Below are 12,409 nucleotides of genomic sequence, written 5' to 3' on the forward strand. Positions count from 1 at the left end.
CAGGAGAAGCGTTCATGCACACTCGCCGCCTGGGTACCCACGGTCCGCACGTCTCCGCCCTAGGGCTCGGCTGCATGGGCATGTCGGCCTTCTACGGGCTCCGCGACGAAGCAGCCGCCCGCCAAACCCTGCTGCACGCGGTCGACCTGGGTATCACCCTCTTCGACACCGCCGACGCCTACGGCAACGGCCACAACGAACACCTCCTCGGCCGTACCCTCGCCCCCCACCGGCACCGCATCACCCTCGCCACCAAATGCGGCATCCGCTCCGTCAGCCCCCAGGGCACCGGCGGCGGCGCCGTCATCGACTCCAGTCCCGCCTACATCCGCCAGGCTTGCGAAGACTCCCTCACACGCCTGAACACCGACTACATCGACCTCTACTACCTGCATCGCCGCAACGCCGACATCCCCATCGAAGAATCCGTCGGCGCCATGGCCGACCTGGTCGCCGAAGGCAAGATCCGCCACCTCGGTCTGTCCGAAGTCAGCGCGGCCACCCTTGAGCGAGCCCACGCCACACATCCCATCGCCGCTCTGCAGAGCGAGTACTCCCTGTGGGAGCGCTCACTCGAACACGACGTCCTCCCCACCGCACGCCGGCTCGGCATCACCGTCGTCCCCTATTCCCCTCTGGGCCGCGGCTTCCTCACCGGTGCCCTCACCTCATTGGACGACCTCGCCCCCGACGACTACCGGCACCACGACCCCCGTTTCCAGGGCGACAACCTCGCCCGTAACCTCACCCTGCTTCACCACGTCCACCGCCTCGCTCGACATCTGAACACCACGCCCGGACAGATCGCGCTCGCCTGGCTCCTCGGCCAGGGCGACGACATCGTGCCCATCCCCGGCACCAAGCGCATCCACCACCTGCTCGACAACGTCCGGGCCACTGACCTTCGTCTCGCCGGCGACCATCTCAGCCTGCTCTCGCGGGCATTGCCGCCCGACGCTGCCCACGGCGCCCGCTACAGCGAAAAGGCTCTTCGGCTGCTCGGCACCTGACTTCGCGAACGACCGCACCCACCACGCTCAGAAAGGCGACCGGACATGTCCTGCACCACATCGCCCTGCGTTTCCGGCCTTTGGTACACCCAAGGCGGCGCACTCGAAGCACCCGCCCCGGCACAACACCGCCACGGCATCCTCGGTACCGGCTCCTACCTGCCCGCCCGCACCGTCGGCAATGAGGAAATCGCCGCCCGCACCGGTGTCACCGAGGATTGGGTCCTACGAAAGACCGGCATACGCACTCGCCACTACGCCGCCGACCACGAAGCCACCTCCGACCTCGCGGCCGCCGCCGCCCGCGCCGCACTCGCCGACGCCGGCATCCGCCCCGGCCAGCTCTCCTACATCGTGGTCGCCACTTCCACCCCCGACCACCCCCAACCGGCCACCGCCGCCATCGTCCAGCACCTCATCGGTGCCGAGAACGCAGCCGCGTTCGACGTCAACGCCGTGTGCACCGGCTTCCTCTTCGCCCTCAACGTCGCCCACGGCATCGTTCCCGACGACGAATACGGCCTCGTCATCGGCGCCGACATCTACTCCCGCATCATCAACCCCACCGACCGTCGCACCGCCGTCCTCTTCGGCGACGGAGCCGGCGCCGTCGTCCTCGGCCCCGTCGACACACCGGGCGGCCTGCTCGGCAGCAGTCTGCGCACCTTCGGCGACCAGCACCGCACCATCGAAGTCCCCGTCGGCGGAAGCCGTCATCCCGCCCGCAACCACACCCCCGACGACCCGGCCCACTACTTCAGCATGCACGGCCGCGCCGTACGCGACTTCGTCACCGAACAGCTTCCCGTAGCCGTCAAAGACATCCTCCACCGCACCGGCACCAACCCCGACGACATCCACCACTTCATCCCGCACCAGGCCAACGGCCAGATGCTCCAAGAGATCGCTCCCACTCTCGGACTCGACAGTGCCCAGCACCACCTCGTCGTGCGCGACACCGCCAACACCGGTGCCGCGTCCGTCCCTCTCACCCTCGACCTGGCTCACCGCGCCGGACGCCTCAACAGAGGAGAGAACATCCTGTTGTCCGCTTTCGGTGGCGGAATGTCCATCGGAACCACCCTGCTGAGGTGGACGCGATGAGCACCGCACGCCGACACCAAGCGGACGACGCCCTCGGGCCGGCCCGCCTCGAGCAAGTACTCGGCGCCCTGTCCCATGGTGCTCGCCTTGCCGCGGTCCGCACCCTTGCACGCTCCGGGCGGCCACTGCCCTGCAACGCCCTCGGCTTCCCAGGCAGTAAATCCACCACCACCCACCACCTCGGCATCCTCCGCCGAGCCGGCATCATCACCCAGACCGAAAGCGGCGCGACCGTCCTCAACACGTTGCTTCGGGACCACCTCGACGCCCATTACCCCGGCCTTCTCCCCCTCCTCCTGAACACGGGACGATAAGCCGCACGTGGACGCCAGGGCCGCCTTCCGAGACGGCCGGCGCCACCGACTTCCCCTTCCCCGTCGCGCGGTCCCCGACCTTTTGGCCTTCCTGGCCTTCCTGGCCTTCCTGGCCTTCCTGGCCTTCCTGGCCTTCCTGGCCTTCCTGGCCTTCCTGGCCTTCCTGGCGAAGTGTGCCGCCTACGTCGGCGCCCGCCGCCCGAGGTCACGCCCCCCACAGCGGCGAGGCGGAGAACCGGAGCAGCCTGATCAGCGGCGAGCGTCGGGAGAGTTTTGCGCCCCGCTCCCAGCCGAGCCGGCCGGGCGGTGCCCCGCGGACGTGCTTCTCGGCGGGTGGCTGCCCGAGCGGTGGTCCGTCGAAGCGGCTCGGCCGCGTCCCGTGTGATTGGCTACGCCGCATGGGTCCCAGGAACGCATCCCCGCTCCCGCCCCGTGCCGCCGACGCGAAGGCTCACCGAGTGGCTTCGACGTCCGGACCGGATCCGTTCGACCCCGAACTGGGCGCAGTCCTGGCTTCCTTGGGGGAGGACGAGCGGGAGCCGATCACGCCGGAGAATCTCGCGGCGCGGCAGCGCCGGGACGCCGCGACACGGGCGAGGCCGACGGCCGAGGGCCTCCGGGCCGACGGTCTCTTCGAGGTGACGGAACTTTCGGTTCCCGGGCCGGTGGACGGTCCGGACGTGACGCTGGTGAGCGCCCGGCCCGCCGGGGCGGCCGGGCCCCTGCCGCTCCTTTACTACATGCACGGCGGCGGGCTGATCATGGGCAACGCGTGGTCCGTGTTGCCGCGCGTCCTGCGGGAGTGGGTGCTCCCGCTGGGCATGGCGGTCGTCTCGGTCGAGTACCGGCTGGCGCCCGCGGCCCGGTATCCGGAACCGCTGGAGGACTGCCACGCCGGACTGGTCTGGGCGGTCGAGCACGCGGACGAGCTCGGCTTCGACGCGGGCCGCGTCGTCATCGGCGGGAAGAGCGCCGGCGGCGGCCTCGCCGCGGCCCTGGCCCTGCTGAACCGGGACCGGGGCGGCCCCCGGCCGCTGGGTCAGCTTCTGCTGTGCCCGATGCTCGACGACCGCGCGGCGACCTTCTCCAGCCGGCACCTGTCGGTCCCGGGAGTGTGGGACCGCACCTCCGACGCGACCGCCTGGCAGGCGTACCTGGGCGCCCGCTACGGCGCCGAGGACCTCCCGTCGTACGCGGCCGCCGCCCGCGCCACCGATCTTTCCGGCCTCCCCCCGGCCTACATCGACGTGGGGTCGGCCGAGATGTTCCGGGACGAGTGCGTGGCCTACGCGAACGCCCTCTGGCAGGCCGGCGGCCAGGCCGAACTCCACGTCTGGCCCGGCGGCTGCCACGGCTTCGACAGCCTGGCGCCGCAAGCGGCCCTCAGCCGGGACGCCGGTGACGCCCGCACCCGCTGGCTGCGCCGGCTCCTCGCCCAGTCCGGCGCCGGGGGCGGACCGGGCGCGTGAGGGGTGCGTGGGGTTTGGGGGTGCGGGCCTGAGGGTGTGGGCGTTGGGGGTGCGGGGGTGGGCGTGAGGGTGTGGGGAGACATGTCATCGAACGTGGTCAAGTTTCGTCGTGTTACGGGTCTGTCCCAGAGAGCGGCGGTGTGGGCAGAGGTGAAGGCGTGGCGAGATCGTCGTCCCGGCCGGTCGGCGGCCCGGTCCGGTGCGGTGGATCCGCGTGGCATGTAACAGACATGTAAGAGGGGTTGGCCGGGAGGAACGATTCGCCGGGCCGGGGGCATCCTGCTGATCAGAACGGTTCGCTCATAGCGGCCCTTACCGGGCAGCCGGCACCCCAACGGATTTCGAGGCAGTCACCATGCGCGTTCGCAAGCTCACCTTCGCCGCCCTGGCCATCACCGCAGGTCTGTCACTGACCGCCTGTCAGAGCGACGACGACGGCAAGGACGAGAGCGCCCCCGCACCCTCTTCCGCCTCCTCCGCCTCTTCCGCCGCGTCCTCTTCTGATGGCGGTTCCGGCTCGGCCGGTTCGGAGCAGGGTGGCGGGAAGGGATCCACCGGCAAGGGTTCCCCCGGCAAGGAATCCGGCGGAAAGGGTTCCGCCGGGAAGGGCTCCGGCGAGCAGGGCACGACCACCGGGTCCGGCTCCCAGGAGAACGGCAAGCTCGCCAAGTGCCGTACCGCGGACCTGCAGATCACGGCGAAGGACGACACCATCGACGGCGACCCCGACGGCACCGTCGTCGTGCAACTGAAGAACCGCGGCGCCCATGGTTGCACGATCTCCGGGTACGCGGGCGTCGACCTGAAGACCACCGCGGGCGACCTGTCCGCGAAGCGCGGTGGCCAGGCGGGCGGCCCGGCCACCCTCACCCCCGGCCGGACGACGGCCTTCGGCATCACCTACCCGGTCAACAAGTCCGGTGGCTCCGGCGTCCGCATCACCGGGCTGCTGGTGACCCCGCCGGGCGAGACGAAGACGGTGTCCCTCCCGTGGCCGGGCGCCGCCACGCTGCCCGTCACGGACGGTTCCGGTTCCCCGGTGAAGGTCGGTCCCATCGGAAGCGCCGGCCAGGGCGGCTGAACCGCCCGCCCCGGAGTTCCCGTTCGACGGGCGAGGTTGGGTCCGCGAACCGCGGTCCGGGCCGGGGCAGCAGTCCTTCGAGGACGATCGGGTCGCCGGTCCGCCGGTCCGCCGGGAGAGTCCGGCCCAGCTCAGCCGTCGCCGGCCGGGGCCCCCTCACGCCGCGCCTCCCCGCGCCTCGCCATGCCTCCTCACGCCCCCCACACCCCGTCCCACCGGCCGGTACTGCGGCGTCGCCGCCTACGCGACCGCCGTGCCGAACGGGTTGTCGATGACGTACCGCCAGAGGCCGTCCTCGCCGCGCCGGGCGACGTCCGTGGCCGTCCCCTCGATGTGGACGTGACGGCCCCCGGGGCCCGGACCGTCGATCACCCAGTCGACGATCAGCAGCGCGATGTCGTCGGCGACGTAGGCGTGGCGCGTACGGACCTCGATCGGAACGCCCAGCGCCTGGAACGACGCGTTGGCGGCGCGCAGTTCCGGTCCCGTGACCGCCTCGCCGGGGCGGGGGACGAACACGGCTCCCTCGTCGTAGACGCGCGCGAGAGCGTCCGGGTCACCGGAGTTGAAGGCGGCGGCGAAGACGTCGGGATGCCGCACGACCTCACCCGTCAGCCTTCCTGGGGAGGCGGCGGACACGGCGGACGCGGCGGGGGCCACTGGGGCGGCAACAGGACCGCCAGTAGGGTCGGAACCATGTCCGGGATTCACGTCGATGATGCTCATGACCGCAGCCAAGCCCGTCCCGCCGTGGCTCACCAAACGGAAAGCCGCGTGTGGGATGCCGACTTGGTGCCGCCGGGGCCCGGGCGTACGAACCGGCCGGAGGCGACGTGTCCGGTCGAGATCGCGCTGGCGGCGGTCGCCGGCCGCTGGACCACCCTCGTCCTGCGCGAGTTGATGCACGGCCCGCACTCGTTCGGCGCGCTCCACGACCGGCTGCCGGACATCAGCCCCAAGGTGCTCGCCGACCGCCTGCACACCCTCCGCGAGCGTGGCCTGATTGCCCGGGAACACCTTCCGGGGTTCCCCGTCCGTACCCGCTACAGCCTCACTCCGGCCGGCGAGGCGCTGCGTCCTCTGCTCCTCGAACTGCACCGCACCGGGGAGCGGCTTGGCACGCTGACCGGCCGGCCGGCGCCGGCGGACCGGGGCGTCGCCCGGTAGGCCGGAATGCCAGGGGTACCGAACGAGCCACGCCGGCCGCGCCGGAAAGGCGTGGCCGGCGTCGCCGAGCCGGGACTGCGCGTCGGCGGCTTGGGAAGTCCGATAGCCGTCCGCCGAGCACGGGAATGCGGGAACCGACACCCGGCGGAAAGGCCCGTCCGGGTGCGGTGCTCCCCGGTCGGGAACTCGACTCGCCGCCCCGGCCGCCCGTCAGAGAATTTCGATGGACTTCACCTTCGGCGGACGGTTCGGGAAAGTGATGTCGTGCCAGCGCTCGATCTTCACCGAGTCGCCGTTGGCGTCGTAGTAGATCAGGTCGTTGTTACCCGTGGAGATCCGGTCGACCCACCACTCGCCGAAGTCGGTCCGGCCGCGGTTGGCGTAGCAGTCCACGCTCTGGCGACCGCCGCTGTGGGACCAGATCTTCAGGAAGGGCTCCCCGCCGCGGCAGGGGATGTGGTCGATGGCGTACGCGTTGCCGGCCGGGACGACCACGGTGAACGCGGCGGCGGCCGCGAACGCCAGGGCCACGGACGTCACGGACTTTTTCGTTTTCGACAGCACTGGTTCTCCTCATTCGAATGTCGAAACCGGAGTTCAGTCGAGCAGTCGCTATGGGCTGCTTTTTGTGCTGGGCGCTGGGCAGGCGTTTTCATGACGCCCGTCGTCGTAGCGGTGGCGTCACTTCGCCTCGCGCTTGCATAACAACGGTCTCCCGAATCGGCTGTACATAGCAACCGTCCATGTGAGCCCTGTCTGGAATCCACCCTTCCGATGTCCGGATCGAGACCCCATGGGGCAGTTGACCGGGATGACCGCGTACGGGGACCGGACGGCGGCCAAGTGCCGCAACGCGCAGGAGAGTTCGGCGCAGCCGACGGGGAGGGTCACCTCCTGGCCACGCGCCGGACCGAGGCCGACGAGCCGTTCGCCGCCCTGCCGACGCCCCTCGACACCTCGGCGTTCCGGTACTTCGCAGGGTCGGGTCGGCGGGGGGAGGAGGAGGGGGAGGTACGGGGAGGCCGGGGCCGGCGGGACCGGCGGCCAGAGGCGGCCGACCGCACGCATCGGGCCGCGCCAAGCACCGCGTCGACGCCGTGCCCGCGTCAGGCCTCATGGAGTCGGCCGGGCTCGGGGCGGCAGCCCGCAGGCCGGGAGCAGGGGGATGAGGGAAGGGACGACGGCCGTCGGCAGGCCGGAGGCGGCGTTGCCTCGTGGAACGTCCGGCCGTTCTTGTCGCGGTCGGTCGGCAGGCTTTCCGGCCCTCGCCCGGGTCCGTGCAGGACTTTGACGATGTGACGAGAGCCGGTGCGCGGGTGATCCGTCAGGGCGCGATGGGCAGTTGGCGCTTGTGGTCGGTGAGGCGGTAGCGGCGGACGATCGTCTCGAAGGCCCGCTCGTCCACCGGCTTGCACTCCAGGAAGTCGTCGATGTCGTCGTACGTGACACCGAGCGCGTCCTCGTCGGCCTTGCCCGGGGCGAGGGTCTCCAGGTCGGCCGTGGGGGTCTTCCACACCAGCTCGGCGGGGGCGCCCAGGGCGTCGGCGACGGCGCGGACCCGGCGCTTGGTGAGGCCGGTCAGCGGGACGAGGTCGGCGGCGCCGTCGCCGTACTTGGTGAAGAAGCCCGAGACCGCCTCGGCGGCGTGGTCGGTGCCGACGACCAGGCCCTCGTGCGCGCCGGCCACCGCGTACTGGGCGATCATGCGCTGCCGGGCCTTGATGTTGCCGTGGACGAAGTCCTGGTGGTGGGCGTCGCGGAAGCGGGTGCCGCCGGCGAGGGCGGCCTCCAGCGCGGCGTCGCTGGCGGGCTTGACGTCCACGGTCAGCACGTGGTCGGCCCGGATGAAGGAGAGGGCGAGCCGGGCGTCGTGCTCGTCGGCCTGGACGCCGTAGGGCAGCCGCATCGCGTAGAAGTGCGCCTCGTGGCCGGTGGCCCGGGCCCGCTCGACCGCGAGCTGGCAGAGCCGGCCGGCGGTGGTGGAGTCGACGCCTCCGCTGATGCCGAGGACGAGGGAGCGCAGGCCGGTGGAGGTCAGCCGTTCGGCGAGGAAGGCCACCCGACGCTCGATCTCCCGCTCGGCGTCGAACTCCTCGGCGACCTGGAGTTCCCGGGCTATCTCCTGCTGCAGGGCGATGGACGCCGGCTCGCTCACGTCTGCTCCTTGGTGCGGTTCGCGTGGTGCTGTCCCGCCAGCCTACCCAGCGGGCGGGCGGCCGGCGGACGGCGGACCGGTCGCGGAAGGCCCCCGCTCCCGCCGTCGTACGGCGGCGGGAGCGGGGGCCGGGAGTGCCCTGCCTCCGGCGGAGGCAGGCGATGGCGGACCGAGGTCAGCCGGCCAGCTTCGCCGACTTGCGGCGCGCGGTCCAGACCGCCGCCCCGCCCGCGAGGACCAGCGCCGCGGCGCTGCCGACCAGCGGGCCGGTGGGGGTGTCGGAGCCGGTGTGGGCGAGCGAGTCGTCCGTGCCGCTGCCCGTGCCCGACGAGCTGCCGGAGCCGGTGCCCGTACCGCTCGTTCCCGTGCCGGGGCTCGGCGAGCTGCCGTCGGTGTTGGTGCCGGTGGAGTCGTCGTCGAGCCTGGCGTCCTTGTTGACCGCGATCTTGGCGGTCACCGGGTCGAGGCCGTCACTCTTGTTGAGGCTCACGTTCGGGATCTCGAGGGCCTCCTTGCCCTTCTCCGTCAGGGCGGCCTGCACCATGTTCAGCGTGACGACACCGTTGACGGGCTGGAGGGAGTCGTTGAAGAGGGTGAGGTCGGCCAGCACCCTCTCCTCGTCGATCTTGGACTTCCCGTCCGCCTTCTTGCTGACGTGGGCCAGGAGCTGCCCCTTGGTCCCCTTGGCGTGGATCTTGAACCCGGACAGTGTGAGGTCGGTCTTCGAACCCTTCTCCGTCTGGTCGGCGAGGAACCGCACCGACCCCTGGAACTCGACGTCCAAGGCCTTCCCCGCGTCGTAGGTCCCCTTCCCCTTGGTGAAGCGGAAGCCGGTGTCCCGCTGCTCCGCGCCGCCCGAGACCTCGATCTTGCCGTTGGGCGAGCCGGTGACGGCCTTCCGGAAGGACTCCTTGACGCCCCAGTCCAGGCGGCCGTCGTAGACCGTGGAGTCCGCGGTCAACTGCTTCGGGGACTCGGACGGGTTTCCGCTGCTGCCGGTGCTGCCAGTGGTCCCGGGGGTCTCCGAGCCGCCGGTGGTCCCCGTGCTTCCCGTGGTCCCGGAGGGCTCGCCGGAACCACCGGTGTCCTGGCCGCCGGCCTTCGGGTCACCCGTCTCGGGGATCAACGACTCGTCCTCCGGGTCTGAGACCTTGCCGTCCTCGACGCCCTCCGGCTTCGGGTCGGACGACGGGGTCTCCTCCGGGGCGGGGGACTCCTTCGAGTCGGACGTCTTCTCCGGCGCCGGCTTCTTCTCCGGCTCGGAGCTCTTCTCAGGCGCCGGCGTCTTCTCCTCCGGCGCGGGAGCGGTCGGGGGCTGCGTCGGCTTGGGCGTCTGCTTGGAGCCGGACGGCTCCTTCGGCTCGGAGGGCCCCTTGGGCTCGGACGGCTCCTTCGGCTTCGGCTCGGGAGCAGGCGTCCTGGTGGGCGCGGGGACCGGCTTCCTGCCGGGTATCGGCGTGGATCCGGAGTCCGGGAGCGGAGCTCCCCGCTTCACCGACAGGGAGACGCGGTCGAGCGCCGTCCCGGCCTTGAAAAAGGACTTCCCCTTGTACGCGAACACCTTGGCACCGTCGGCCGTCAGGGTCGCGGGCACCTTGGCGAGCGACGGAACGGCTCCCTTGCCGCCGCCCTTCTTCCCCTTCTCCTCCTTCTCCTCCTCCTTCTTCCGCTTGCCGTCGCTCTGATCCCCCTTCTTGCCGTCGTCCGTCTTGCCGCCGTCCGTCTTGCCGCCGTCCTTGCCGCTCTCCGCCGCCGGCTTGCCCTTGGCGAGGTCGAGGGTGGCGAGGGTGACGTCCTCGCGGGTCTTGCCGGAGGCCTTGACATCGGCGGTGACGCGGCCCTTCGCGCCGTCGCCGACCACCTTCAGGTCGCTGAGCTCGAGGTCGAGCCGCCAGTGCTTCTTCTTCCCCTCTCCCTTGGCGTGGCCCAGGAAGCGGACACTCCCCTTGAAGGCGGTGGTGAAGGTGTGCTTGTCGCGGTCGTAGCTGCCCTTGCCGCCGGTAAAGGTGAACGGGCCGTTGTGATCGGCCTGTTCGGCGCCGTCGGCGACCCGGATGGTGCCGTCGGCCTCGTCGCCGGTGACGTACTGGCGGAAGGATTCCTTGATGCCCCAGGTGAGGGCGCCGTCCTTGAGCTGGAACCCGGTCGGCGGCTTGGCGGCCGCTTCCGGCTCCTCACCGGCGGCTCGGGCGGGCAGGGTGAGCACGGAGGCCCCGAGGGCGATCGCCGTGGCGACGGCGGCGGTGAACGCCGTCCGTCTCTGAGTTACGGCCATGTGTCAACTCTCCTTAGGGGTAGTGCGGCCGGTGCCTGCCGGCACATGAAAGGTAGTCAGTCGATTGGATGCACGGAAAGCGGAAAAGGGTCCCTCGGGCCTCACATGAGCCGTCACACACGTCGCCACACCAGCCGTCACGCCGGCCGCCGCGTGGACGCACACCCGACGCGGCACGCGGATCGGCACACGAGTCGCCACCCACACCATGCGCGGCTCCGGCGACCACCGGGAACACGCCAAGCCGCTCCACGGCGCCCCGGTGAGGCATACGGCCCGTGGCGCACGGGCAGACCTGTAGGGCGATCGGAGGCGCGGCCGGGTGCGTACGGCGGTGCCGGGCGGGGGCACGCCCCGGCTCGTTCGGCGCGTACCGGGCAGGACGCTCCCGGCACATCCGCCCGCGTGGCCGGCGAAGCGGCGCCGGAGCAAGGCGGCGGCAGCGTGAGCGGCGGCATCGAGCACCTTTCCCACCGGGGTGTGCATCACCATGCACCCACCGTGACAAATTAGGTAAGGCTAACCTAAGCTAGGTCCGCTCGGAACGTACGGACCGTACCCGTCCGGCTCCACGGAAAGGCAGGAACGTGCAGCAACGGCAGGCGCGGGAAGCGCCGTTCACACCGCCCTCCACCCCGCCGGCCACCGCACCGGCGGCCCGGCCGGACAAAGCGCCGCGGTCAGACAAGCCGGCCCGGCCACGCAAGCCGTCCCGGCCCCGCGCCGGCACCCTCGGCACGCTGATCGTCCTGGCCCTCCTCTCCCTCTCCCTGACGGCGTGCGGAAGCGACGACACGTCGGATGACGGCCCGTCACATGCCGCCCCGACGAGCGGGAGCACCTCAGGCGCCGCGTCCCCCGGCTCGTCCGGCGGCTCGTCCCCCGGCGCGTCCGGTGGTTCGCGGCAGGCAGGGGCCGCCGACCGCGTGGATCCGCTCCCCGGCAAGCCCCCGGCGCCACGGCTCCCGGCCACCGCCCGCTCGGCGGACGGCCGCGAAGTCACCGTCCGGAGCGCCGACCGGATCGTGCCGCTGACCGGTTCCCTCTCCGAGGTCGTCTTCACCCTCGGGCTCGGCGACCACGCCGTCGGCCGGGACGTCGCCACGACGTTCGAGCAGGCGCGGAAGCTGCCCGTCGTCACCCGCGGCCACGACGTCTCGGCGGAGAGCGTGCTCTCCCTCAAGCCGACCGTCGTCCTCGCGGACACCTTCGTCAGCCCCGCCGAGGCCCTGGACCAGATCCGTTCCGCCGGTGTCCCGGTGCTCGTCCTGCCCACGCCGAAGAAGCTGTCCGACGTCGGCCCGCGCATCGAGACGGTGGCCGCCGCGCTCGGCGTCCCCGACGCCGGGAAACGGCTGCGCGAACGGACGGAACAGGACGTCGAAAAGGCCCGGAAGGCCGCGCCGAAGGACGGGAAGAAGCCGCGGGTCGCCTTCCTCTACCTGCGCGGCGCGTCCTCCGTCTACCTGATCGGCGGGGCGGAGTCCGGCGCTCCGTCCCTGATCGAGGCGGCCGGCGGGGTGGACGCGGGTGCCGCGTCGGGGCTGCGGAAGGACTTCACCCCGCTCACCAGCGAGGCGCTCGCCAAGGCCGCGCCGGACGTGATCCTCGTGATGACCGGCGGACTGGCCTCGGTCGGCGGCGTGGACGGCCTGCTGAAAGTGCCGGGTGTCGCGCAGACGCCGGCCGGCATGGACCGCCGGGTGGCCTCCGTCGGCGACGGCGAACTGCTCAGCTACGGCCCCCGCACCGGCCGCGTCCTCGCCTCGCTGGCCGACCAGTTCCACCGGAACGGCAGGTGACCGGTACGACCCCCACACGCGGAACGCCCGGG

At 71.6% G+C, this 12,409-nt stretch carries 11 protein-coding genes; 7 read left to right on the plus strand and 4 right to left on the minus strand.

Annotation, left to right across the window (positions count from 1 at the left end):
• Positions 1-14 precede the first annotated feature (14 nt).
• From ACZ6X9_RS13285 to ACZ6X9_RS13305, 5 genes are all read left to right on the plus strand, one after another.
• The gene (locus ACZ6X9_RS13285) at positions 15-1,010 is read left to right on the plus strand and encodes an aldo/keto reductase (protein ID WP_469778099.1); all 996 of its coding nucleotides are present in this window, start codon (positions 15-17) and stop codon (positions 1,008-1,010) included.
• Positions 1,011-1,055: 45 nt separating this feature from the next.
• The gene (locus ACZ6X9_RS13290) at positions 1,056-2,114 is read left to right on the plus strand and encodes a 3-oxoacyl-ACP synthase III family protein (RefSeq protein ID WP_469778100.1); all 1,059 of its coding nucleotides are present in this window, start codon (positions 1,056-1,058) and stop codon (positions 2,112-2,114) included.
• A complete protein-coding gene (locus tag ACZ6X9_RS13295) occupies positions 2,111-2,428 on the plus strand; it encodes an ArsR/SmtB family transcription factor (protein WP_469778101.1) in 318 nt (105 codons plus the stop codon). The genes ACZ6X9_RS13290 and ACZ6X9_RS13295 overlap by 4 nt, the downstream gene beginning before the upstream one ends.
• 458 nt (positions 2,429-2,886) lie before the next feature.
• Entirely contained in the window at positions 2,887-3,897 is a 1,011-nt protein-coding gene (locus ACZ6X9_RS13300; protein ID WP_469778102.1) for an alpha/beta hydrolase, read from the plus strand.
• A 355-nt stretch (positions 3,898-4,252) separates the two neighbouring features.
• Complete coding sequence (locus ACZ6X9_RS13305; RefSeq protein ID WP_469778103.1) at positions 4,253-4,978, plus strand: DUF4232 domain-containing protein; 726 nt, start codon at positions 4,253-4,255, stop codon at positions 4,976-4,978.
• Positions 4,979-5,218: 240 nt separating this feature from the next.
• Here the strand turns inward: ACZ6X9_RS13305 and ACZ6X9_RS13310 are convergent, their stop codons facing one another.
• Complete coding sequence (locus ACZ6X9_RS13310; RefSeq protein WP_469778104.1) at positions 5,219-5,578, minus strand: YybH family protein; 360 nt, start codon at positions 5,576-5,578, stop codon at positions 5,219-5,221.
• A 174-nt stretch (positions 5,579-5,752) separates the two neighbouring features.
• On the opposite strand from ACZ6X9_RS13310, the gene ACZ6X9_RS13315 reads away from it, so the two are divergent.
• On the plus strand, positions 5,753-6,145 hold the full coding sequence (locus ACZ6X9_RS13315; protein WP_469778105.1) for a winged helix-turn-helix transcriptional regulator: 393 nt from the start codon (positions 5,753-5,755) through the stop codon (positions 6,143-6,145).
• Between the two features lie 210 nt (positions 6,146-6,355).
• Here ACZ6X9_RS13315 and ACZ6X9_RS13320 read toward each other — a convergent pair whose 3' ends face one another.
• From ACZ6X9_RS13320 to ACZ6X9_RS13330, 3 genes are all read right to left on the minus strand, one after another.
• Positions 6,356-6,709, minus strand: coding sequence for a beta/gamma crystallin domain-containing protein (locus tag ACZ6X9_RS13320; RefSeq protein ID WP_469778106.1), 354 nt, complete (start codon positions 6,707-6,709; stop codon positions 6,356-6,358).
• 760 nt (positions 6,710-7,469) lie between these two features.
• Positions 7,470-8,300, minus strand: a complete 831-nt coding sequence (nadE, locus tag ACZ6X9_RS13325; protein ID WP_469778107.1) for an ammonia-dependent NAD(+) synthetase — start codon at positions 8,298-8,300, stop codon at positions 7,470-7,472.
• A gap of 175 nt (positions 8,301-8,475) precedes the next feature.
• On the minus strand, positions 8,476-10,575 hold the full coding sequence (locus ACZ6X9_RS13330) for an HtaA domain-containing protein (protein ID WP_469778108.1): 2,100 nt from the start codon (positions 10,573-10,575) through the stop codon (positions 8,476-8,478).
• A 587-nt stretch (positions 10,576-11,162) separates the two neighbouring features.
• Between ACZ6X9_RS13330 and ACZ6X9_RS13335 the strand changes: the two genes are divergently transcribed.
• Positions 11,163-12,377, plus strand: coding sequence for a heme/hemin ABC transporter substrate-binding protein (locus ACZ6X9_RS13335; protein ID WP_469778109.1), 1,215 nt, complete (start codon positions 11,163-11,165; stop codon positions 12,375-12,377).
• The last annotated feature ends 32 nt before the right edge of the window (positions 12,378-12,409 follow it).

The sequence above is a fragment of the Streptomyces sp. NPDC052910 genome (assembly GCF_055585605.1).